Origin of the sequence: Moheibacter sp., assembly GCF_049672845.1 — a bacterium.
In the GTDB taxonomy this organism is placed as follows: domain Bacteria; phylum Bacteroidota; class Bacteroidia; order Flavobacteriales; family Weeksellaceae; genus Moheibacter.
This window is the reverse complement of record NZ_JBATWT010000006.1, coordinates 32403-54605: the sequence shown is the minus strand read 5'-3', so window position 1 is coordinate 54605 and position 22203 is coordinate 32403. Positions and strand designations below refer to the sequence as shown.

The 22203-nt window shown below is 37.7% G+C and carries 24 protein-coding genes; 12 read left to right on the top strand and 12 right to left on the bottom strand.

Annotated elements, in window-relative coordinates:
• Positions 1-30: 30 nt before the first annotated feature.
• On the bottom strand, positions 31-1167 hold the full coding sequence (locus WBF63_RS01855) for a 5-(carboxyamino)imidazole ribonucleotide synthase (RefSeq protein ID WP_424367991.1): 1137 nt from the start codon (positions 1165-1167) through the stop codon (positions 31-33).
• Between the two features lie 102 nt (positions 1168-1269).
• Between WBF63_RS01855 and WBF63_RS01850 the strand changes: the two genes are divergently transcribed.
• The gene (locus WBF63_RS01850) at positions 1270-3102 is read left to right on the top strand and encodes an ABC transporter ATP-binding protein (protein WP_424367990.1); all 1833 of its coding nucleotides are present in this window, start codon (positions 1270-1272) and stop codon (positions 3100-3102) included.
• Positions 3103-3109: 7 nt separating this feature from the next.
• Here WBF63_RS01850 and WBF63_RS01845 read toward each other — a convergent pair whose 3' ends face one another.
• Entirely contained in the window at positions 3110-3553 is a 444-nt protein-coding gene (locus WBF63_RS01845; RefSeq protein ID WP_424367989.1) for a hypothetical protein, read from the bottom strand.
• A 117-nt stretch (positions 3554-3670) separates the two neighbouring features.
• Between WBF63_RS01845 and queG the strand changes: the two genes are divergently transcribed.
• Together queG and WBF63_RS01835 are read left to right on the top strand one after the other, a co-directional pair.
• Complete coding sequence (gene queG / locus WBF63_RS01840) at positions 3671-4624, top strand: tRNA epoxyqueuosine(34) reductase QueG (RefSeq protein ID WP_424367988.1); 954 nt, start codon at positions 3671-3673, stop codon at positions 4622-4624.
• A 4-nt stretch (positions 4625-4628) separates the two neighbouring features.
• Complete coding sequence (locus tag WBF63_RS01835) at positions 4629-5141, top strand: hypothetical protein (protein ID WP_424367987.1); 513 nt, start codon at positions 4629-4631, stop codon at positions 5139-5141.
• On the opposite strand, the gene WBF63_RS01830 is transcribed toward WBF63_RS01835, so the two are convergent.
• Positions 5138-6025: a helix-turn-helix domain-containing protein gene (locus WBF63_RS01830; protein ID WP_424367986.1), complete on the bottom strand. Its 888-nt coding sequence runs from the start codon at positions 6023-6025 to the stop codon at positions 5138-5140. The genes WBF63_RS01835 and WBF63_RS01830 overlap by 4 nt on opposite strands.
• A 186-nt stretch (positions 6026-6211) precedes the next feature.
• Between WBF63_RS01830 and hemA the strand changes: the two genes are divergently transcribed.
• From hemA to hemE, 4 genes are read left to right on the top strand one after another with little or no spacing between them, the layout of a single operon-like run.
• Entirely contained in the window at positions 6212-7456 is a 1245-nt protein-coding gene (hemA, locus tag WBF63_RS01825; protein ID WP_424367985.1) for a glutamyl-tRNA reductase, read from the top strand.
• A complete protein-coding gene (hemC, locus tag WBF63_RS01820) occupies positions 7456-8373 on the top strand; it encodes a hydroxymethylbilane synthase (RefSeq protein WP_424367984.1) in 918 nt (305 codons plus the stop codon). Before hemA ends, hemC begins: the two co-directional genes overlap by 1 nt.
• Positions 8370-9041 (top strand): uroporphyrinogen-III synthase, encoded by a 672-nt coding sequence (locus WBF63_RS01815; RefSeq protein WP_424367983.1) that lies wholly within the window; start codon positions 8370-8372, stop codon positions 9039-9041. Before hemC ends, WBF63_RS01815 begins: the two co-directional genes overlap by 4 nt.
• A gap of 44 nt (positions 9042-9085) precedes the next feature.
• On the top strand, positions 9086-10111 hold the full coding sequence (hemE, locus tag WBF63_RS01810) for a uroporphyrinogen decarboxylase (protein WP_424367982.1): 1026 nt from the start codon (positions 9086-9088) through the stop codon (positions 10109-10111).
• Between the two features lie 48 nt (positions 10112-10159).
• Here the strand turns inward: hemE and WBF63_RS01805 are convergent, their stop codons facing one another.
• From WBF63_RS01805 to WBF63_RS01775, 7 genes are all read right to left on the bottom strand, one after another.
• Positions 10160-10540 carry a GreA/GreB family elongation factor gene (locus WBF63_RS01805; RefSeq protein ID WP_424367981.1) on the bottom strand — a complete coding sequence of 127 codons (381 nt, stop codon included), beginning with the start codon at positions 10538-10540 and terminating at the stop codon, positions 10160-10162.
• Positions 10541-10766: 226 nt separating this feature from the next.
• Positions 10767-11111 (bottom strand): T9SS type A sorting domain-containing protein, encoded by a 345-nt coding sequence (locus tag WBF63_RS01800; RefSeq protein ID WP_424367980.1) that lies wholly within the window; start codon positions 11109-11111, stop codon positions 10767-10769.
• Positions 11112-11231: 120 nt separating this feature from the next.
• The gene (gene tsf, locus WBF63_RS01795) at positions 11232-12053 is read right to left on the bottom strand and encodes a translation elongation factor Ts (protein WP_424367979.1); all 822 of its coding nucleotides are present in this window, start codon (positions 12051-12053) and stop codon (positions 11232-11234) included.
• A 115-nt stretch (positions 12054-12168) separates the two neighbouring features.
• Positions 12169-12945, bottom strand: coding sequence for a 30S ribosomal protein S2 (rpsB, locus tag WBF63_RS01790; RefSeq protein WP_424367978.1), 777 nt, complete (start codon positions 12943-12945; stop codon positions 12169-12171).
• Positions 12946-13069: 124 nt separating this feature from the next.
• Positions 13070-13456 (bottom strand): 30S ribosomal protein S9, encoded by a 387-nt coding sequence (rpsI, locus tag WBF63_RS01785; protein ID WP_424367977.1) that lies wholly within the window; start codon positions 13454-13456, stop codon positions 13070-13072.
• Between the two features lie 2 nt (positions 13457-13458).
• Complete coding sequence (gene rplM / locus WBF63_RS01780) at positions 13459-13914, bottom strand: 50S ribosomal protein L13 (protein ID WP_424368057.1); 456 nt, start codon at positions 13912-13914, stop codon at positions 13459-13461.
• A gap of 165 nt (positions 13915-14079) precedes the next feature.
• A complete protein-coding gene (locus tag WBF63_RS01775) occupies positions 14080-15006 on the bottom strand; it encodes a T9SS type A sorting domain-containing protein (protein WP_424367976.1) in 927 nt (308 codons plus the stop codon).
• Between the two features lie 156 nt (positions 15007-15162).
• Here WBF63_RS01775 and WBF63_RS01770 point away from each other — a divergent pair, with 156 nt between their 5' ends.
• From WBF63_RS01770 to WBF63_RS01760, 3 genes are all read left to right on the top strand, one after another.
• Positions 15163-17580, top strand: a complete 2418-nt coding sequence (locus WBF63_RS01770) for an alpha-ketoacid dehydrogenase subunit alpha/beta (protein WP_424367975.1) — start codon at positions 15163-15165, stop codon at positions 17578-17580.
• A 127-nt stretch (positions 17581-17707) separates the two neighbouring features.
• Positions 17708-17914: a hypothetical protein gene (locus tag WBF63_RS01765; protein ID WP_424367974.1), complete on the top strand. Its 207-nt coding sequence runs from the start codon at positions 17708-17710 to the stop codon at positions 17912-17914.
• The gene (locus WBF63_RS01760; RefSeq protein ID WP_424367973.1) at positions 17902-18225 is read left to right on the top strand and encodes a hypothetical protein; all 324 of its coding nucleotides are present in this window, start codon (positions 17902-17904) and stop codon (positions 18223-18225) included. Before WBF63_RS01765 ends, WBF63_RS01760 begins: the two co-directional genes overlap by 13 nt.
• A gap of 19 nt (positions 18226-18244) precedes the next feature.
• Here the strand turns inward: WBF63_RS01760 and WBF63_RS01755 are convergent, their stop codons facing one another.
• Together WBF63_RS01755 and pruA are read right to left on the bottom strand one after the other, a co-directional pair.
• A complete protein-coding gene (locus tag WBF63_RS01755) occupies positions 18245-19123 on the bottom strand; it encodes a cation diffusion facilitator family transporter (protein WP_424367972.1) in 879 nt (292 codons plus the stop codon).
• Between the two features lie 49 nt (positions 19124-19172).
• Positions 19173-20804, bottom strand: coding sequence for an L-glutamate gamma-semialdehyde dehydrogenase (pruA, locus tag WBF63_RS01750; protein WP_424367971.1), 1632 nt, complete (start codon positions 20802-20804; stop codon positions 19173-19175).
• Between the two features lie 368 nt (positions 20805-21172).
• On the opposite strand from pruA, the gene WBF63_RS01745 reads away from it, so the two are divergent.
• Both WBF63_RS01745 and WBF63_RS01740 read left to right on the top strand, forming a co-directional pair.
• Positions 21173-21346 carry a hypothetical protein gene (locus WBF63_RS01745; protein WP_424367970.1) on the top strand — a complete coding sequence of 58 codons (174 nt, stop codon included), beginning with the start codon at positions 21173-21175 and terminating at the stop codon, positions 21344-21346.
• Between the two features lie 68 nt (positions 21347-21414).
• The gene (locus tag WBF63_RS01740) at positions 21415-22203 is read left to right on the top strand and encodes a GLPGLI family protein (protein ID WP_424367969.1); all 789 of its coding nucleotides are present in this window, start codon (positions 21415-21417) and stop codon (positions 22201-22203) included.

Here is a 22203-nt window from a genome sequence, read left to right as displayed (position 1 = left end):
AAAGTTCAATGTTTAAAATTGGCTGTTAACTTAGATTTTATTGCCTGCCGATTTTACCCGAACGGTTTTATTTACTTTGTCAATGTTTGATTTCAGTTTGCTTAAATCATTTCCGACCAATGTAATATGTCCCATTTTTCTTCCGGGACGGGTTTCTTCCTTAGCGTACCAATGCAAATAAACACCCGGAATTTTCAATATCTCATCGAGATTTTCAATTTCGGCCACTCCGGATTCGCCTTCAGCGCCAATCAAATTTACCATCGCCGAAGTGGAAAATAATTCGGTACTTCCCAATGGCAAATCTGCCAAAACTCTAAGCATCTGATCAAATTGCGAACTTTGCGCAGCTTCAATCGTGGAATGTCCGCTGTTGTGCACACGACAAGCCGTTTCGTTCACCCAAATAGACCCGTCTTTGTTCAGAAACATTTCCACCGCAAAAACGCCGGGCGAATTCAATTTTTCAACTACTTTTCTGGCGATTTCTTCTGCTTCTTTCGCTTTCGTTTCACTCAATTCCGAAGGCATTAATAAATAGTCCAACTGATTGTATTCCTGATTAAAAGCCAGTTCCACCACCGGATAATTCACAAGATTTCCCCTGCCGTCCGCTACGACAACCACCGCAATTTCTTTGTCTAAATCAGCTGGTGTTTCATAAATGGAAGGAACTCTTAAAATTTTCTCGGTTTCGTTTCGGGATTGCAAAAACTGCACGCCACGACCGTCATATCCACCTTTTTTGGCTTTTTGAAAAACGGGAAATTCGGTTACTACACAAATCAATTCTTTCCAGTCATCCAGTTCAAAATATGGCGCAGTCGGAATATCATTGTTCACATAAAATGCTTTCTGAACCGATTTATCCTGAATAATCGCCAAAGCTTCGGGGTCGGGAACTATCCTTTTTCCTTGCGCTTTCAGTTCGCGAAGCGCATCCACATTTACGTGTTCGATCTCAATCCCGATGGCATCCAGATCTTTTCCAAAATCAAGCACCGTCTGATAATCAGCAAAATCTCCCTGAACAAAATGATGTGCATGCTTGGAACAGGGCGCATTGGCCGAAGGATCCAGAATATGAATTTCGTAAGGATATTGCAATGCGTTTTGTAAAAACATATAACCCAATTGTCCACCGCCAAGAATTCCAATTTTCATCATATTGCGAAGTTAATTCTAATAGTTTAAAGTTTCAAGATTTACAGGTGTTGAAATTCGAATTTCGGGATTCGATTTATTACCTTTGTTCAAATTTGACCGTTAATGAGCTTGTTAAAAAGAGCAATTCAATATACCAAACCTTATCGTTCGTCTTTTTTCATTGCCATTGTATGCAATTTTATGTATGCGATTTTCAATGTTCTGGCACTCGCTTTTATGATGCCGATTCTGAACATTCTTTTCGATGAAAAATCAGAACCGATTACAGAAAAACCTGTTTATTCGGGTAAAATTCTGGAGTTGAAAGATTTCGCTTCGGATTATTCGGCTTTTTATATGCAAGAAATGGCCGATGAAAGCGGTCCGATTAAAATTCTTTTGATTTCTTGTATTGCTTTTATCATCCTTTTTTTCTTCCGAAATATTTTCAGCTATATGTCTGAATTTTTCCTGATTGATTTGCGTTCAGGTGTTTCAAGAGATTTCCGAGTGGATATTCACAATAAAATTCTGGCACTTCCTGTTTCTTATTTTACTGAAAAGAAAAAAGGCGATATGCTCGTCCGGATTTCAAGTGACGTGGGCGAAGTGGAAGGAAATATCTTGAACGGATTGGTGGAAATTATACGCAGTCCTATTATGATTATCGTATTTGTAACTTCCTTATTTATAGCAAGTTTTCAACTGACATTGTTTGCGTTGATTGTTTTCCCGATTATGGGAACTTTAATTTCATTAATCGGAAAAAGTCTGAAACGCGATGCCGGAAAAGCGCAAGTAGAATTGGGAAATATCATGTCTTATGTGGACGAAACCCTGAATTCACTCAAAATTATCAAGATTTTCAATGCCGATGGGCAAATTACCAAAAGATTTGATGCTTCGATCAATCGCTACCGGAAACTACTTCAAAAAGTAATGAAAAAACGTGCATTAGCTTCGCCTACGAGCGAATTTCTTGGCGCAATCACCATCGGGATGATTGTATTTTTCGGCGGAAAATTAAGTTTGGAAGGAAACGGATTAAAAGGTTCGGAATTCATTTTTTACATCGGAATTTTTTATACTTTACTTGATCCGATTAAACGTTTTTCGCGCTCACTTTCCGACATTCAGAAAGGACAGGTTTCTGCCGATCGGATATTTGAACTTCTGGATACTCAGGTTTTGATCAAAGACAATGAAAACGCCATTGATTTCCCGGAATTCAAAGAGAAAATTGAATTTCAGAATGTGAGTTTCGGATACGACGATAAAAATGTCATCAAAGATTTCAATCTCATTATCAAAAAAGGAGAAAATGTTGCATTGGTTGGACCTTCTGGAAGTGGAAAATCCACCATTGCCAATCTGGTAACGAGGTTTTATGATGTGCGCGAAGGAAGAATTCTGATTGATGGAATCGACATTCGCGATATAAAATTAAAAGAATACAGAAAATTATTTGGACTGGTAACCCAAGACAGCATTTTGTTCAATGATTCGGTTTATAACAATATTGCTTTGGGTGATGAAAATCCTTCCGTTGAAAAAGTGAGTTCGGCTTCTAAAATTGCCAATGCAGAAGAGTTCATCGAGAAATTACCGCAAAAATACGATGAATCGGTAGGTGAAAGCGGCGGTAAATTATCGGGCGGACAAAAACAAAGACTGAGCATTGCAAGAGCCGTTTACAAAAATCCGCCGATTATGGTTTTGGACGAAGCCACTTCTGCGCTCGATACGCAATCCGAAAAGTTAGTTCAGGACGCGCTTGACAATATGATGGCCAATCGGACTTCGATTATCATTGCGCATCGCCTTTCGACCATTGTCAATGCAGATAAAATCATCGTGATGGAAGAAGGCAAAATAAAAGAGTCCGGCTCGCATGCCGAACTCCTGGATAGAAATGGAATCTACACCAACTTAATCCGATTACAAAATCTGGATTAATTTTTAATTATTGTCGCGTGAATTCCAACACAACATTCTGACCTTCAAAGGTGGTTTCGGTCGTGAATTTATTGTTGCTTTGGAAGTTAGCGGTTGAACTATTGCTTTCGCCTGAGTTGTCAAAAGTAACTGTGTAAACATCATCGTTTTTTGACCAGGAACCTGTTTCAGCTTCTCCCGGAAGACATTCGTCCGGTACAATCCCCTCTACAAATGTGTCCACTCGTAAAGAATAATCATTCATAAAATTATATTCATTTTGCAAGGGACAATAGGCAATTTCAGAAACTTGGTCAAAAACACTTACTCCGCCCATAAATACATCAGTGACTTTCCATTTCCCTACAATTACATCGACATTATTGTCAGAAGAATCGTCATCGTTATTACACGAAAGGTTTAGAAATCCCATTAGCAGAAGAGGTAAGATCAAAAATTTCAAATTTTTCATTTTTCTAGTTTTTGGTTTAACTGTTATCATCTAATTTTTCAATCAGAATTCGATTTAGGCTATAACGATATTTTTTAATCCTATATTTCTACCTTTGCATAATTATAAGACAGTTTTGTGGAATTTTTAACAAAGTCAATTCAGCCAAAATCGAATGCAGAACGAATTAAAAAACGTGCGTTGGAATTGGGTTTTCTGGATTGTGGAATCGCCAGGGCAGATTTTCTGGAAGACGAAGCACCACGATTAGAAGCCTATTTAAAAGAAAATCGCAACGGCAAAATGTCTTATATGGAAAATCATTTTGATATGCGTTTGGACCCGAGGTTGCTCGTGGAAGGAGCCAAATCGGTGATTTCGCTGAGCTATAATTATTACCCCGAAAAGATTCAGAGACAGGATTCATACAAAATTGCCAAATACGCCTATGGAATTGATTATCACTTTGTTGTAAAAGACAAATTAAAAGAACTTTTGGATTTTATTCAAGAAGAAATCGGTGAAGTAAATGGCCGTGCTTTTGTCGATTCAGCACCTGTTTTAGAGCATGCATGGGCTCAAAAAGCCGGAATCGGCTGGGTAGGAAAAAACAGTTTAACCCTTTCCAAACAAAAAGGTTCATTTTTCTTTTTGTCCGAATTAATTCTGGATATAGAGTTGGATTATAACATCCCAACTCCTACTGACCATTGTGGTTCCTGCACCAAATGCATTGATTCCTGCCCTACGGAAGCCATTCTTCCCGATAAAAAAATTGACGGGAGTAAATGCATTTCCTATTTCACCATTGAATTAAAAGATGAAATCCCATCTGAAATGACCGGAAAGTTTGATGATTGGATTTTTGGTTGTGATGTCTGTCAGGATGTTTGTCCTTGGAATCGCTTTTCATTGCCACATAACGAAGAAAAATTTCATCCGAAAGAAGAATTATTGACTTATTCCAAATCAGATTGGCAAGAAATCACCGAAGATGTTTTCCGAAAAATTTTTCAAAAATCTCCTGTTAAAAGAACTAAATTTGAGGGTCTGAAACGGAATATCAATTTCGTTTCCGGACTTAAATCCTAAAATTATGAAGAAAATATTTCTATTGATTTTTTTTCTGTTGATCCAATATTCATTTGGACAAATTTCTACCACACGTATGAACGAAATCCGTTTACAATCTAGTTTGGCAGATATTGAGAATGCATTGGGTCAAAAACTTGATCTTTCAAAAAAATTGGAAGAATGGTTTTATTCGACAAAAGTAACGCACAAAGGCAGTGAATTTCTTTTGAATTTTTCGGAATATTCTGATGAAAATAATCAAATGAAAATTCAACTTTTCGAAATTTCAACTCAATCAGCATCCGTTAAAACCCTTTCAAATATAGGTGTAGGAAGCAGCCTTGAGGATTTATGGAAGGCTTACAAAAATTACAATATTTCGATTTGGCGTTTATGGGACGATAAATCAGAAAAGTATTCAACTACCGAGCGGGTTTTTCAACTAAATGACTATGAAGCCGGAACTGCTCTTTATTTCTACCTTAGAAATGATAAAATTTATAAGATTACACTTTCTTTTTCAGAAGGTTGTTAAACCTGCTTGGCAAACTGTTTGGGTGTAATTCCATATTTCTTTTTAAATGCAGCGATAAAATGGGATGGATTTTCATATCCGATTTCAAAGGCAATGTCTTTTACCTGAAGCTCTCCTTTTTCCAGTTTTTCTCGAGCTACTTCCAATTTTTTATCGAGTACAAAACCATAAACAGTCGTACCATAAACCTGTTTGAAACCTTCTTTCAGCTTATATTCCGTCAAACCCGAAATCTCTGAAAGTTCTTTTAAAACCGGCGGATTGTCCAATCTTTCCAATAAAATATCTTTGGCTTCTTTGAGTTTCCGCGCATCTTTTTCATTGTCCAAAAAAGGACAATTTTCTTTTTGATTGGCTTCAGATTCGGAAAAATAAAGCGTGAATAACTCATAAACTTTCCCCAAAACATAAAGATTTTCAAAATGAGAAGAAAGGTTATGATTTTCAATTTGATTTAAAACCATTCGAACCGTAGTCGAAAATGCCTGCTGATTGTAATATTTCCCGGGAGATTTACTGCTGGTCAGAAATTCTGCGCGAATGTTATGGCTGGAAAACAGATGGTGCAATTTCTCCACTGAGACAAAGACCATACAAACTTTGGAGTCCGCATTCAGACTCAGGTTCAGCGGCAATTCCATGGTGGGATTATAAATCAGAAAACTCAAACCATCGTTCAGCCCTATTTTATAATTACCATTGTTAAAATGAAAAGTCATCCCACCTTTGGTACAAAAATAAAACTGAATGAACCTTTGATCGATTTTCCGTGTCAAAGTATCGGTAAACGCAGTATGATTGTCCACATAAGCAACATAGACGCCTTCGTCCGGCCAATATTCGCTCACCTTACTTTTATAGGTATTTTCCAGTCTGTTATCCATAAATTACTTCTGAATTAATTACTTACAAAAATACAAAAAGCTTTACAGAATTAGCTTTCCTATCAAAATTCATTTCATTTGTTTAGAATTAATCTAAAAAACCCGATTTCGCCAAATAGAGGTATTTTTCACAATCGAGCGTTACTTTAACTAAGCAAAGCCCTTTATTTTTGTGTGTTGAATTTTATGATGAAGCACAATTCACAAAAGGATTTTTATGCAATTGGTGTCAGCTATGAAAAAGCAGATGCAGAAACCCGTGGTAAATTTACGTTTTTCCCGGAATCAGTCGAACCTTTTTCAGAAGAAGCCAAAACATTGGGAATAGACAACTTTTTTGTGGTTTCTACTTGTAACCGTTCTGAGTTTTATGGATTTGCAGACAGTGCAGAAACGATGATGGAACTCTATTGTGAACATACAAATGGTTCGCTCGAAGAAATGAAATCTGTGGTTTCAATTCAGAAAAATGAAGAAGCGATTGACCATTTGTTCAAGGTTTCAGCCGGATTGAAAAGTCAGATTTTAGGAGATTTCGAAATCATCGGACAAATCAAAACCTGGTTCAAACGCTTTAAAAAACACGATTCTTCCGGTGCATTTCTGGAAAGACTGATCAATACCGCCATTCAGATCAGTAAAAAAGTAAAGACCCAAACCACGCTCAGCAATGGTGCTGCGTCGGTTTCTTTTGCGGCTGTTCACTATATTTTGGCAACGCAGTCAGAAATTTCACAAAAGAACATTCTGCTGTACGGAATCGGTAAAATTGGACGAAATACTTGCACGAATTTAGTTAAACACACTCAAAATGACCATATTACGCTCATCAACCGAACCAAAGAAAAGGCGGAATTGATGACCGAAAAATATGACGTTCTGGTTAAAGATTTTTCTGAACTGAAAGATGTTCTGAAATCTACAGACATTTTGATTGTCGCTACCGGAGCGGAACAACCTACGGTCACAGAGGAAATGATTCCGTTTGACAAGGAAATGACCATCATTGATTTATCGGTGCCGGAAAACGTGGCGCACACATTGGGTTCAAGAGAAAATATTCAGCTGATCAATGTAGACGGACTTTCCAAAATGGTAGATGACACGCTGGATTCGAGAAAAAATTCAGTTCCAAAAGCTTTGGAAATCATTTCCGAATGCAAAACCGAATTTGACGAATGGCTCAAAACACGCGAATATGTTCCTGTGATTCAATCTTTTAAAGAACGATTGGAGTTTTTACAGGAATTTGAATTAAAAAACCTCCAAAAGAAAAATCCAAAAATAAACGGAACAGAAACGGAGGTTGCTCAGAAATTAGTTCAAAATCTGACCAATCAATTCGCCTCTTATTTGTTGGAAAACCGTGAAAATGCGGATGAAACCATTGCCATGATGGAAGAAATTTTCAGGTTAAAAACGGATTCATAATGAAACCCATCAGAATTGGTACACGAAAAAGTCCGCTCGCTATGTGGCAGGCAGAATGGGTACAAAGAAAATTAAATGAAAAAGATATTTCGACTGAAATCATTCCCATTTCTTCTGAAGGTGATTTAAATCTGAAACAACCCATTTATCAGCTTGGGATTACCGGTGTTTTTACCCGTTCGCTCGACATTGCGCTTCTCAATAATCAGATTGACATTGCTGTTCACAGTTTGAAAGACGTTCCGACTTTACTTCCGGACGGAATCGAGCTCAAAGGATTTATGAAACGTGGAAATCCGAATGATATTTTGGTTTATAAATCGGACGGAATTTTTGAAAAAGAAAAAAGAACCATCGCAACCGGAAGTTTACGCAGAACTTCATTTTGGCTGAATAAATTTCCACAGGATTCCGTGGTGGATTTACGGGGAAATGTACAATTGAGAATTCATAAATTGGTCGATTCTGACTGGGATGGAGCGATTTTCGCTTATGCCGGATTGGACCGAAGTGAAATTCTAAATGAACTGAAGGCAAAAGGATTGAAATACCAAATTTTGGACTGGATGATTCCTGCACCTTCACAAGGAATCGTAGGAATTACTTCGAAATCGGAGTTTGAAATGCCGGATATTTCCGATGAAAATTCAAAAATAGCTGCAACCATCGAACGTCAATTTTTAAATGTGCTGGAAGGCGGATGTACGGCTCCGATTGGAGCGTATGCCGAAATCACGGATGGATCTGTAAATTTTAAAGGTTCTATTTTGTCTTTGGACGGAAAGCAAAAGATTTCGATTGAAGAAAATTTTTCAACTTCAGCTTTTGAAAACAAAGGAAAAGAATTGGCGGAAAAATGTCTGACAAAAGGTGCCGGAGAATTGATCAAAGAAATCAAAAAACAAATTCAAAATTGAGGAAAATCCTTTTCACAAAAGAATTAGACGTCAACCAACTGAAAAAAAGTCTGGCCGAAAATCTGGATTTTGAAATTCTCCCTGCTTTGAGAATTGAAATTTATTCGAAGGAAAAATTTACACCCAAAATCAATCCAAACACCCATAAATTTATTGTTTCCAGTCAAAATTCGGTCAAAGCAATTGAGGATTTAAAGTTGGATGGCGAATTTTATGTCGTTGGAAAAAACACAGCCGGGAAATTAGAAGAATCCGGATTTAAGGTGATTCATTTTGAAAATTATGCTTCGGAATTGGCCGAATATATTCTGAAAAATGAGGAACCTCAAAGTTGGAATTTCTTTTGCGGGAACCATCGCCGGGAAACATTGTTTGAAAAACTCGTTCCAAACGGACATTCTCTGAATGAAATCATTTGTTATGATTCCATTCCGAATCCCTCAGAGATTGATTCAAATCATTTTGATGGTTTTGCTTTCTTTAGTCCTTTGGCGGTGAAAACCTTTTTTTCCAATAATACGATTCCCGTAAATTCGGTCATCTTCAGCATTGGAAATACGACCACGGAAGAGATTAAAAAGCATACAAAAAATAGGATTAAAACGGCTGAAATTCCTTTATTGGAAAAGGTTGTAAAGAAAATAAACGAATACTATATCACATCGTAAATAGTAAATACTGATTTACAATATACATTATACAATTATAAAATATGACACCGAAAAATGATTTATTGCTGAGAGCATTGCAAGGAGAAGAACTGCAAAGACCACCTGTCTGGATGATGCGCCAAGCCGGCCGCTATTTACCGGAATTCATTGCTTTGCGTGATAAATATGACTTTTTCACCCGTTGTCAAACCCCTGAACTGGCAGCAGAAATCACGGTTCAACCCATCAGAAGATTTCCGCTGGATGCCGCTATTTTATTTTCAGATATTTTGGTTATTCCGCAAGCGATGGGAATGGATTTCGAGATGAAACACAATGTGGGTCCCTGGTTGGAAAATCCAATTCGTACACCTGAACAGGTCCGAAACATTCAGGTTCCGGATGTGGACGAAACATTGGGTTATGTTTTTGAAGCGATTAAGCTTACGAAAAACGAATTGCACAACGAAATCCCATTGTTTGGTTTTGCAGGCTCCCCCTGGACGATTTTGTGCTATGCTGTAGAGGGAAAAGGATCGAAAGCATTTGACGTTGCCAAAAGTTTTTGTTTTCAGCATCCTGTTGCTGCCCATGAACTTTTACAAAAAATCACCGATACGACCATTGCTTATTTGCTGAAAAAAGTGGAGCAAGGTTGTAATGTAATTCAGGTTTTTGATAGTTGGGGCGGAATGCTTTCACCCAAAGATTATGATGAGTTTTCCTGGCCTTACATTGAGCAAATTGTCAATGCCGTAGCAGAAAAAGCACCGGTCATCGTTTTTGCCAAAGGTTGCTGGTTTGCACTTGAAAAAATGACGCAATCCAAAGCTTCTGCACTCGGTGTGGACTGGACAGTAACACCTCAAACTGCAAGGGCGCTTACGCAAAACAAAATCACGTTGCAGGGGAATTTTGATCCGTCAAGATTGCTTTCTCCGCCCGAAACCATTCAGCAAATGGTAAAGGAAATGATTGATGGATTCGGGCCGTCAAAATACATCGCAAACCTGGGACACGGAATTTTACCAAATGTTCCAGTTGAGAATGCGCGTGCTTTTATTGAAGCGGTGGTGAATTATAAATAGCCCTTCGACAAGCTCAGGGTAACAAGTATAAACTTATTGGATTTAGATCTATTCGACTAAATGTTCATTTGAAACTTTTAAAATTTTCAAAGTCATTTTGCCGCCTGGCATTTCCCACTCCACTTCGTCGTTTTCAGAGAATCCAATTAAAGCAGTTCCCAAGGGTGCGAAAATGGAAATTTTCTGGACTTTGAGATTTGATTCTTCCGGTAAAACCAATTGAATTTTCATTTTATTTTTGGTTTTGACCACTTCGAATTCAACTTCAGAACCCACGCGAATGATTTTCTTGTTCAATTCTTCTTCTTTGATTACGATGGCACGATCTAGTTCTTCTGAAAGCTGATGTCCTTCTTTTGGGTTTCTTTTAATCAGATCACGAAGTGCTTGGTATTCTGAAAGTAATATGATGGGTTTTAAATTGTTCATTTTAAATAATTTAGGGTTATACGTAAAATAAAATTTACATTCCGATGGAATGTAAAACTACGGGTAAAAAATATTGATTTCCCTCGTTTGCTTAACGAGAGACTTATATAATAAAGGCTTTGTCGTGCGCCAGCAAAACAATCCTTTCTGAACTAAAGGAATGAGTAAATGCATTTAATATGTAGGCCGAAACTGACATATCTATTAATTCAGAGTGATTTAAAAATTATTGCTTGATTAGAGTGGCAACTTCAGAAGTGTTGTCATCAAAGATAACACGAACCATGTACTTTCCTTTTTTCAGGTTTCGCACATTAAGATCAATCGCTTTGGAAGGAGAATTGTAAGACTGCGTGAAAACTTCACTTCCTATGATGCTATAGATTGAAACAGCTTTAACGTCTGCCAAGCTTCCCTGAATCGTGATTTTAATATCGGAAACAGCAGGATTGGGAGAAATTGTTAATTTTTTATCATCTACCGAATTGGAAATAGATATTCCGTCCTTGGATTGTGCGTACACATTCAAGGCGGAAAAGCTTAAAAACAATAAAAGTAGAATTCGTTTCATCTCTATTCGTACAAAATTAGATTATAATTTTCTAATTTCCAATATCTGTACCAAATTAATTTTAATAAATAAAAAATGCAGCACTAAAAGCACTGCACTTTCTATTATATGTTGAAATAATTACAAGCTGTAACGAGCATAGCCAATAACTTCCAAGTCTGGATTTACTGATTTTACATGTTCTGCAACTGAAATTTTTGCTTCTTTGATAAATGGTTGGTGAACCAAAGTGTTTTCTTTGAAGAATTTTTGCAATTTTCCTTTTGCGATGTTCTCAATCATATTTTCAGGTTTACCCTCCTGACGCAACTGATCTTTTGCAATTTCCAATTCTTTTTCAACGATATCAGAAGAAACTTCGTTTTCATTTAAAGCTACAGGATTCATAGCTGCAACCTGCATTGCTATTTCTCTTGCTACTTCTTCAGCTCCGTCAACTTTGGCTGAAAGGGTTACAACTGCTCCGATTTTATTACCTGCGTGTATATATGCGTTTACAAATGGACCTGACAGAGTTTGGAAAGTACCGATTTCGATTTTCTCTCCGATTACCCCAGTTTGTTCCGTCATCTTTTCAGAAACGCTGATTCCGTCGATATCTGCCTTCAGGAATTCTTCTTTGTCTTCGTATCCCAACGCCATATCAGCTAATTTCTGGGCCAAAGCGATGAAGTCTTCATTTTTTGCAACGAAGTCTGTTTCACAGTTCAATGAAATGATTACACCTTTTGTGTTATCTGCATTAACTTTTGCGATCACAGCCCCTTCCGTACTTTCTCTGTCAGCACGGTTTGCAGCTACTTTTTGTCCTTTTTTACGAAGGATTTCGATTGCTTTGTCAAAATCTCCACCTGCTTCTTCCAAAGCCTTTTTGGAGTCCATCATTCCGGCTCCGGTTGCATTTCGAAGTTTACTTACTTCTGCGGCAGTCGCTTTATACATCGTTTAATTTATTTTATGGTTAATATTGAATTCTAAAAATAAAAAGTAGTTCTTCCATAAGCGAAAGAACTACATTAATTTATGATTAATTCTGATGATAAATCATCTTAGAACTTTATTCAGCTTTGTTCGATTCTTCCGCTTGTTGAGCATCAGCTCCTTCAAGTTCTGCTTTTGGCTCGTCTTTGCCTTTATCCTTTTCAGCTTTTCTGGCAGACAATCCTTCTTTGATGGAATCTGTTACATGCTGCAAGATGATATCTACCGATTTTGAAGCGTCGTCGTTTGCAGGAATTGCATAATCAACTTCACGCGGATCTGTATTGGTATCAACCATTGCAAAAATCGGAATTCCTAATTTTTGAGCTTCCGCAATAGCAATGTGCTCTCTTACAGTATCAACGATGAAAACCGCAGACGGAATACGTGTCATATCTGCAATTGAACCCAAATCTTTTTCAAGTTTTGCTCTCTGACGGTCAACCTGAAGTCTTTCTTTTTTGGAAAGTGTTTCAAATGTTCCGTCTTTTTTCATACGGTCGATAGAGTTCATTTTCTTCACCGCCTTACGGATTGTAACGAAGTTTGTAAGCATACCTCCCATCCATCGTTCAGTGATGTAAGGCATTCCTACAGATTCTGCATGTTTTGCAACAACTTCTTTTGCTTGTTTTTTGGTCGCTACGAAAAGGATTTTACGCCCTGAGGAAGCAATTTTACCCAAAGCATTGGAAGCTTCTTCCAATTTCACTGCAGTTTTGTGAAGGTCGATGATGTGGATTCCGTTTTTCTCCATAAAGATATAAGGAGCCATATTTGGATTCCATTTTCTTGTCAGGTGACCGAAGTGTACTCCGGCTTCCAACAATTCTTTTACATTTGCTTTTGCCATTTTCTTTGTTTTTAGTTTACGTTCCGCCTAATCAGCAAGCAATGTTTGAGTGGTTGAGATTATCGCGCCAAAAACATTTAGATGCTAAACCAACCGGAAAATGGTTTGAATTAATTTTAAAATATTAACGTTTAGAGAATTGGAATCTCTTACGTGCTTTCTTCTGACCGAATTTTTTACGTTCAACCATACGTGGATCACGAGTCAGTAATCCTTCTGGTTTTAATTGTAATCTGAATTCAGCGTCAACATCGCAAAGTGCTCTTGAGATACCTAGACGAATGGCTTCTGCCTGTCCTGTGATACCACCACCGAATACTTTTACGTCAACGTTGTATTTTCCTTTTGTTCCGGTAATTGCCAATGGCTGTTCTACTTTATATTGTAAAACACCGGTAGTGAAATAATCTTTCAACTCACGGCCATTGATGTAGATTTCGCCGTTTCCTTCCTGCAAATAAACTCTTGCAACAGAAGTTTTTCTTCGGCCAATTTTGTGAACGATTGCCATAATTATAAATATGCGTTAATGTCTATTGATTTTGGTTTCTGACCTTGATGTGGATGCTCCTCTCCTGAGTAAACATATACATTTGACAAAATCTGCGCACCCAATTTGTTTTTTGGAAGCATTCCTTTTACCGCCTTTTCAATCAAACGGATAGGGTCTTTGTCAAATAATTGTTGAGCCGTCAAACTTCTCTGTCCTCCTGGGTAACCTGTGTGACGGATGTATAATTTCTCGTCCCATTTTTTTCCGGTCAACTGAATTTTATCGGCATTTAATACCACCACGTAATCTCCACAATCAGCATGCGGGGTAAAACTTGTTTTGTGTTTCCCTCTTGCCAATTTAGCAACTCCTGATGCCAATCTACCTAAACTTAGGCCGGCAGCATCTACCTGAATCCACTCCTTTTGTGCGGTTTCTTTGTTAGCCGATATTGTTTTATAACTCAACGTATCCACTGTATTGATTTTTAATAATTTATATATTTCTGAATGAAAATTCGGGTTGCAAATGTAGGAATTCATTTTATCTTTCACAAATGCTTTTAGTAAATTTTTCAATTTACACAAAATAAAAATGCCCTGAAGAACAGGGCATTCTATATTTAGATGAGTAAATACTAATTATTTAACAACAACTTTCTTAGTTAAAGTTTCTTTTCCAGCCTGGATTTTCACGATGTAAACACCTGATGGAAGTGCGCTCATGTTTACCTGAGTAGTAGCACTGTTAGGGCTTGATTTCAATACTTGCTGACCTGCAGTATTAAATACAGCGATGTTCGTAATGTTTGATTTAGCTGAAATGTTTACGTTGTCTTTAACTACTGTAGGGTAAACAGAAATTGTAGCACCCGAAACATCAGAAACCCCTAGAGGACCTTCATAAAATTTGATATTATCAAAATACATAGAGTTTCCGGCACTTGCAGAATAGTAGTTAAAACCGTTCAATTTGCCTTGGTAAATAGGATCATCACCAAAAGGCAAATCAGATCCTGTCCCAAATGACAACAATTCTCCATTCATATAAACTCTAACGATATCATTATCAATATCATGCTCCAAAGCTATATTGAACCATTCTTCCTCGTTATAAGGAAATTGATAAGCTGTACCTGCTGTAGTAAAAGAGAACATTCCTGGAAGTGGTGGTGTATCCGTTTGGGTAGGGTCAATACCTATATAACACTGATAAGCCCAGTTACCTGTTGTTCCTAAACTAGCCAAATCATGCTGGGCGTTGAAATATCCTGAAGCTCCAAAATCAATATAAATATCCATGCTATATGTCCATAATCCTGATGTTTTCATCCCTACATCCAAAATCGGATCTTGAATTTCATCATTTCCAATGAACCCGGACTGAACTCCAGAACTAGCTACATCATTCGAAACAATCAAATTTTCAGCACCACTAGTACCTGACCAGTTAGTCCAATGACCTCCAAAATATGATCCTAATGGATAAGTTTCAAAATCTTCTGTTAATTGCGCATTTGCGGAAAAGCCAATTACTAATGACATGGCCAAAAAATAGATTTTTTTCATATAATTCTTTTTTAAATTGTTTTTAAGTAGTGTAAAGGTATTAAAAGTTTTGAACTTACAAAACTCAATGCCGTTAAAAATTATCATTTGAAGCATCTATTTTTCAAAATTTCTTTTTCAATCATATTTAGTATTTTTGTGCACAACTTTATAGATATGCAAACAAAATCAGAAAACAGGCTTTCATTTCAAGAGTTCAGATCCCGGCTACTTAAAGATTATAAAACCGCATTACTCTCACGCGAAACAAGTCTTTTGGGCAGAAGGGAAGTTCTTACGGGAAAAGCCAAATTTGGAATTTTCGGAGATGGTAAGGAATTACCCCAAATTGCTATGGCACATGTATTTAAAAACGGAGATTTCCGTTCCGGATACTATCGCGACCAGACGTTTATGTTTGCAATCGGACAATTAAAAATTGAAGAATTTTTTGCTCAATTATATTCCAATACCAATCTGGAAAAAGAACCTGCTTCGGGCGGTCGTCAGATGACATCGCACTTCGCAACCCGCTCCCTCAATGAAGATGGTTCCTGGAAAAAATTAACCGAACAAAAAAATTCGAGCGCAGACATCTCTCCTACTTCAGGACAAATGCCTCGTTTGCTGGGACTTGCTCAAGCTTCTAAATTTTATAGAAATCATCCCGAAGCGGATACTGAAAATAATTTCTCATTGAGCGGAAACGAAATCGCTTTCGGAACCATTGGTGATGCCAGCACTTCCGAAGGCCCATTCTGGGAAACCATCAACGCTGCCGGTGTTTTACAAGTCCCAATGATTATTTCCATCTGGGATGACGGCTACGGAATTTCGGTTCCCGCCAAATACCAACGTACCAAATCCAATTTGAGTGAACTTCTTTGCGGATTTCAAAGAGATGGTGAACAACGTGGATATGAAATCATCACCGTTAAAGCATGGGATTATCCGGCTTTGATTGATGCCTATCAACGTGCCGAAAAATTAGCAAGAGAAGAACATATTCCTTGCATCGTTCACGTCAGAGAATGCACCCAACCACAAGGGCACTCTACTTCAGGTTCGCACGAACGATACAAATCAGAAGAACGTTTGGACTGGGAAAAAGAATTTGATGGAATTGTGAAATTCAAAGAATGGATTCTGAATTTTGATGCAGGCGAGGAAAAAATCGCAACGGCCGAAGAATTAGAAGCACTCGAAGCTGAAGCAAAAAAAGAAGTCAAAGAAGCGCAAAAACAAGCTTGGGAGGACTATCTGAATCCCGTGATTTCTTTGAAAAATACGGCAATTGAACTTTTAGAGAAATTGGCCAATGAAAGTTCAAACAAATCTTTCATCGAAACCGAAATCAATTCATTAAAAGCCAAACAAACACCTTTCAAAAAGGATATTTACAGTGCTATCAGAAAGGCATTCCGACTGACACGTGGCGAAACCAATTCTTCTAAAACCGAATTAAAAAATTGGTATGACGAGCGAATGAAAATTGAAGAAGATATTTATTCGTCTCATTTACACAGTCAGTCGCAATGGAGCGCGACCCATGTAGAAAAGGTAAATCCGGAGTTTTCAGATCAACTGGAAGACGGACGTGTTGTTTTGCGGGATAATTTTGACAAAATCTTTCAGAAATATTCAAATGTCTTGGTTTTTGGTGAAGACGCCGGAAACATAGGAGACGTAAACCAAGGTTTGGAAGGACTTCAGGAAAAATATGGTGAAAGCAAAGTGGCCGACACCGGAATTCGCGAAGCTACGATTTTGGGACAAGGAATCGGAATGGCAATGCGCGGACTGCGTCCAATTGCGGAAATCCAATATCTGGACTATGTTTTATATGCTTTACAATTGATGTCTGACGATCTGGCAACTGTTCAATACCGCACCAAAGGCGGACAAAAAGCACCGGTCATCATCCGTACGCGCGGACACCGTTTGGAAGGAATCTGGCATGCCGGCTCTCCAATGGGTGGAATCCTGAATCTGGTACGGGGAATTTACGTTTTGGTTCCGAGAGATTTGACCAAAGCCGCCGGATTCTACAACACTTTGTTACAATGTGACGAACCGGCCATCGTAGTGGAAAGCCTGAACGGATACCGATTGAAAGAAAAAATGCCGACGAATTTAGGCGAATTCACTACGCCAATCGGTGAGGTGGAAATCACCAAAGAAGGTTCTGATGTGACTTTGGTGACTTATGGTTCCACTTGGCGCATCGTAACGGAAGCCGCCAAAGAACTGGCCCAATTGGGAATTGATGCGGAAGTAATCGATATTCAGTCTTTATTGCCGTTTGACATCAAACACGAAATCGTGGAAAGTCTGAAAAAGACCAATCGACTGGTCGTGATTGACGAAGATGTTCCGGGAAGTGCTTCGGCTTTTATTTTGCAACAAATTCTGGAAGAACAAGACGGTTATCATCATTTGGATAGTAAGCCACTGACCATTACAGCCAAACCACACCGTCCGGCTTATGCTACCGACGGGGATTATTTCTCCAAACCATCGGTGGATGACATTGTGGAAAAGGTTTATGAATTGTTTAGAGAAGCAAAACCAAATGAATTTCCGGAATTGTTTTAGACAAATAAATTATTAGATATAAATCCGTCTTTATGGCGGATTTTTTGTTTAGAAGAAATTGTGTTGCGTGAATTTCAAATTAAAAACAAAACAGTAAATACGTATATTTGTTATAAATCATTTGGTTATGGAAATTCAGGAAAAAAAATCATTGTTACAAAAAAGGCTTGCCAATGTGGAAAACCCGGCTGTTTTGGATGAGATTGAAGAAATTCTAAACCGGAACGAGCAAAAATATTTTGATTTCGATAAGGCGTTCTCTGAAGGCTATACAGTAGAGGAATTCAGACAAGAAATTCATAAACGCATAAAATCTTGGGATTGGAAAAAGTAATCATTGAAAAATCCGTAATGGATTATTTTGACGGTTTAATTTTTAAACTTTTTGAAGAAGAATATTTTGGTTTTTTAGATGCTTCACTGAATTATGTCGACAAAATTTTAGACTTTCTTCTGAGAGATTTACCTGACACTCCCCACAAAATATCTCCATCAGAATTAGTAAGTTATGGAAGTTATTATACTTTTCACAAAGCCAATAACACCACTACTTGGTTTATATTTTTTGAAATCAAAGAAGATAAATTCGTAGTGAGAAAAATTCTTAATAACCACCAACCTGAAATCAGGTTTATGAACCTTTAAATTCAGAGTTCTCAAAACCCTAATACACCTCTACCCGATCCGGTTCGGTATGAACCAAAACATCGGCGACTTGTGGAATTTTTCGTTGGATTTCATCTTTTAAGTCGTGGGCGATTTTGTGACCTTCAATCACTGAAATATTCCCCTCTACAATCATGTGCAAATCCACATAATAATCCATTCCCATCTTTCTAACATGACATTTTTCGGTGTCAATTACACCCGGAACGGTCAGTGAAATTTCGCGGATTTTCCGGATCAAATCATCGTAAATCTGTTCATCTGAAATCTCACTCAACACTGGTTTGAAGATTTTATAGGCGTTGAAAATGATAATTCCCGAAGCCAAAAGCGCCGCCACATCATCCGCTGCTTCGTATCCTTCGCCAAGAAAAATCGCAAAGGAAATCCCGATAAAAGCCATCACCGAAGTAATTGCATCGCTTCGATGGTGCCAGGCATCGGCTTTCAACGAAGAACTATTGGTCTGTTTGCTTTTTCGGATGACGTATTGAAAGGAAAGTTCCTTGAATAGAATAATTCCGCCCAGAACATAAAGCGTGAAAACTTTGGGTCCCTCGTGCGGTGTTTTGATATTCTGAATGCTTTCGTAGGCGATCACCGTGGCAGAAACTACCAAAAATCCGATGACCGCAAAAGTGGACAAAGTTTCAAAACGACCGTGCCCATAAGGATGATTTTCATCGGCCGGTCTTGTGGAATATTTGAGTCCGACCCAGACTAAAACCGACGAAAAAACATCGGCAGTGGATTCGATCGCATCAGCAATCAAAGCATAGGAATTTCCCAAAACACCGGCAATAAATTTGACAACGGCAAAGAAAATATTGCCGACGATGCTGAAAACGGAAGTCCTGATGGCGGTTTTGGAACTCATTATAAAAAAACCTGTCAGGTTTCAGAAACCTGACAGGTTGTATTATTTGTTAGTCTTTTGCTAAAAACGGGTATCGATAATCTTTTGCCGGAACAAAAGTTTCTTTTACAGTACGAACGGAAACCCATCGCAATAAGTTCATCGCAGAACCGGCTTTATCATTGGTTCCCGAGCCTCTCGCTCCACCAAACGGTTGTTGACCTACAACGGCTCCCGTTGGTTTGTCGTTGATATAGAAATTCCCAGCAGCATTTTCCAGTGCTTTGATTCCTTGACTCAACACATAACGGTCTTTGGCAAAGATGGCTCCGGTCAATGCATAATCAGAAGTTGTATCTACCAATTCCAAAGTTTTTTCCCAGTTTTTATCTTCGAATACATAAACCGTCAAGATTGGGCCGAAGATTTCTTCCACCATACTTTCATAATGTGGGTCTGAAGCCAAAATCACGGTTGGCTCCACAAAATATCCGACTTTTTTGTCGCATTTTCCTCCGAAAATAATTTCGGCTTTTTTGGATTTTTTTGCACGGTCGATATAACCTTTACATTTATCAAATGATTTCTCGTCAATCACAGCCGTTACAAAGTTGGAAAAATCTTCAGGCGACCCCATCGTGATGGTATCCAATGCCTTTTTCATTTCTTTTTCCACTTTTGGCCATAAAGATTTTGAAATATAAGCTCTTGAAGCAGCCGAACATTTCTGTCCTTGGTATTCAAAAGCACCTCGAACCAATGCTGTCGCAACCTCCTGTGCATCGGCTGATTTATGTGCTACCACGAAGTCTTTTCCTCCGGTTTCACCAACAATTCGCGGATAAGTTTTATGTGTATCAATATTATCACCGATTTGTTTCCAAAGAGATTTGAAAACGGCAGTAGAACCTGTGAAATGCAATCCGGCAAAATCCGGGTGTTCAATTACGGTTTTGGCAGTTTCAGCACCTCCAGTCAATACCATATTGATAACGCCATCAGGCAAACCTGCTTCTCTGAAAACTTCCATTATAACTTCTGCCGAATAAATCTGTTTGTCAGATGGTTTCCAAACCACCACATTTCCCATCAAAGCCATAGAAGCCGGAAGGTTTCCGGAAATAGCTGTAAAGTTAAACGGTGTAATGGCAAAAGTAAATCCTTCCAACGGACGATATTCCACACGGTTCCAAACTCCTTCCGAAGATATTGGTTGGTCGGCATAAATCTGTGTCATGAATTCTACGTTGAAACGTAAGAAATCAATCAACTCACAAGCAGAGTCGATTTCTGCTTGAAAAGCGTTTTTGGATTGACCGATCATCGTCGCGGCATTGATTCTTGCGCGATAAGGTCCGGCCAATAAATCAGCGGCTTTCAGGAAAATGGCAGCACGGTTTTCCCAAGACATATCGGCCCAGTTTTTTCGGGCTTTCAAAGCAGCATCAATCGCATCTTTCACATCTTTTTGGGTTCCTTTGTGGAAATAACCTACGATGTGCTGATGGTCATGCGGCGGAGTAATTGGCCTTTTATCTCCTGACTTTACGATTTTACTTCCTATATATTGGGGAACTTCAATTTGTTGTTTGCACATCTTTTTATAGGTAGCAAGCAATTCTTCACGCTCGGGCGTGCCCGGCGCATAAGATTTCACTTCTTCATTGGCTACAAAGGGTACCTGATAAATTCCTTTTGGCATAACGTATTTATTTTGTTGTTTTTAAACTGATTTTTGAGATGCAAAGGTACAAAGGATTTTTGTTTACCTGTCTGACGATAGGCAAAAAGTTTCAGGTTTGAATTTTAAAGTTACCTATATCGATTAGAGTTGATTTCATATTAAAACTTTTATACGAAAATCTTGGTATTTTTAAACAAAGTCAGATTTTTCAATTCGTAAAATTTTGTCGTTTCATTTTTTTTTTTTCATTTTTAGGCAGAAGATAAAATTTAACAGGCGCCAACTTAAAATTTCACTTCACTCAAATTATTGTTAAATTTAAATTTTTTATCAAATGAAAAAAATTGATTTTACTATGTGGCTTTGGGCTACTCGGAACTTTTGCTATGGCAGGAAATGAAATGGAGAAAAATGCTGTTATTGCTGAAAATGAAGAAGTTTGTATACCTGCAAATTTATCTTGTGGAGTAACTGTTGAAGTATGTGGTTATACTACTCCAGAGATAATTGCAGCGACTTTAGCAGCAGAGAAAAAACATTGCCCTTTTGCACCACAATAAATAAGAACCTATTTAAAAGCCACATAATTATTTTAAAATCTTGAGGCTTTTAATATTAATATTATATTATGCTTAAATACGTTTTGTTTACATTTTTAATTCCTATCTCAATTTCTGCACAAAAAAGTGAGTCTTTCATATATTCCTATTATTTTCAATTAGATTCAACAGACGTAAACCATTCGGGGGAAGACGTTATGCTTTTAGAAGTAAAAGGAGAAAAATCTATTTTTCATAGCGTTTATACATTAGAAGCTAATTTGTTTTATTTTGGGAACCAAGAACAAATTATGGTAAGCGGATTAGATCTTATAAACAACCCTAAGCCTCGATTGGAGTATGCCATACACGCTAATCTGAAAAATGATTCTCTTGAGATATTTCAGGATTACATCACCTACAAGTTCCAGTATTATGAACAGAACCCTGAAATTGTATGGAAAATTGAGAATGAACAAAAGCCCTATATGGATTATACTGTTCAAAAAGCGGCCACCACATTTAAAGGCAGAAAGTATATTGCTTGGTTTACACCAGAAATACCGATATCTTCAGGACCTTATAAATTCAAAGGATTACCCGGATTAATCGTAGAAATTTATGACCCCAAAAAAACCCATCATTTTAAATTAATTGAAGTAGGCAGTAAAATAAAAATTCCGGAAGATTATTTTAGGAATTATTCTATAATAACAAAAAAAGATTTTGAGGATTTCCTTCACCGCTACAGGACAGATATATATGGTGGACTTCCTGAAGGTAGTGTTAGGTTTTCTGAAGAAGATGAAAGAAGATTAAAAGAAAATATGGAAGAACGAAATAGGAAAAGAAATAACCCTATAGAATTAGAGGATTGA

Excerpts from the sequence above, each read along its gene's own strand:
- rpsI (WP_424367977.1), bottom strand. The coding sequence starts at position 13,456 with ATGGCAATCGTTCACAAAATTGGCCGAAGAAAAACTTCTGTTGCAAGA.
- hemC (WP_424367984.1), top strand. The coding sequence starts at position 7,456 with ATGAAACCCATCAGAATTGGTACACGAAAAAGTCCGCTCGCTATGTGG.
- WBF63_RS01740 (WP_424367969.1), top strand. The coding sequence starts at position 21,415 with ATGCTTAAATACGTTTTGTTTACATTTTTAATTCCTATCTCAATTTCT.
- WBF63_RS01745 (WP_424367970.1), top strand. The coding sequence starts at position 21,173 with ATGGCAGGAAATGAAATGGAGAAAAATGCTGTTATTGCTGAAAATGAA.
- hemE (WP_424367982.1), top strand. The coding sequence starts at position 9,086 with ATGACACCGAAAAATGATTTATTGCTGAGAGCATTGCAAGGAGAAGAA.
- WBF63_RS01845 (WP_424367989.1), bottom strand. The coding sequence starts at position 3,553 with ATGAAAAATTTGAAATTTTTGATCTTACCTCTTCTGCTAATGGGATTT.
- WBF63_RS01805 (WP_424367981.1), bottom strand. The coding sequence starts at position 10,540 with ATGAACAATTTAAAACCCATCATATTACTTTCAGAATACCAAGCACTT.
- WBF63_RS01775 (WP_424367976.1), bottom strand. The coding sequence starts at position 15,006 with ATGAAAAAAATCTATTTTTTGGCCATGTCATTAGTAATTGGCTTTTCC.
- tsf (WP_424367979.1), bottom strand. The coding sequence starts at position 12,053 with ATGTATAAAGCGACTGCCGCAGAAGTAAGTAAACTTCGAAATGCAACC.
- WBF63_RS01835 (WP_424367987.1), top strand. The coding sequence starts at position 4,629 with ATGAAGAAAATATTTCTATTGATTTTTTTTCTGTTGATCCAATATTCA.
- hemA (WP_424367985.1), top strand. The coding sequence starts at position 6,212 with ATGATGAAGCACAATTCACAAAAGGATTTTTATGCAATTGGTGTCAGC.
- WBF63_RS01755 (WP_424367972.1), bottom strand. The coding sequence starts at position 19,123 with ATGAGTTCCAAAACCGCCATCAGGACTTCCGTTTTCAGCATCGTCGGC.
- WBF63_RS01765 (WP_424367974.1), top strand. The coding sequence starts at position 17,708 with ATGGAAATTCAGGAAAAAAAATCATTGTTACAAAAAAGGCTTGCCAAT.
- WBF63_RS01855 (WP_424367991.1), bottom strand. The coding sequence starts at position 1,167 with ATGATGAAAATTGGAATTCTTGGCGGTGGACAATTGGGTTATATGTTT.
- rpsB (WP_424367978.1), bottom strand. The coding sequence starts at position 12,945 with ATGGCAAAAGCAAATGTAAAAGAATTGTTGGAAGCCGGAGTACACTTC.
- WBF63_RS01830 (WP_424367986.1), bottom strand. The coding sequence starts at position 6,025 with ATGGATAACAGACTGGAAAATACCTATAAAAGTAAGGTGAGCGAATAT.
- WBF63_RS01770 (WP_424367975.1), top strand. The coding sequence starts at position 15,163 with ATGCAAACAAAATCAGAAAACAGGCTTTCATTTCAAGAGTTCAGATCC.
- WBF63_RS01850 (WP_424367990.1), top strand. The coding sequence starts at position 1,270 with ATGAGCTTGTTAAAAAGAGCAATTCAATATACCAAACCTTATCGTTCG.
- WBF63_RS01800 (WP_424367980.1), bottom strand. The coding sequence starts at position 11,111 with ATGAAACGAATTCTACTTTTATTGTTTTTAAGCTTTTCCGCCTTGAAT.
- pruA (WP_424367971.1), bottom strand. The coding sequence starts at position 20,804 with ATGCCAAAAGGAATTTATCAGGTACCCTTTGTAGCCAATGAAGAAGTG.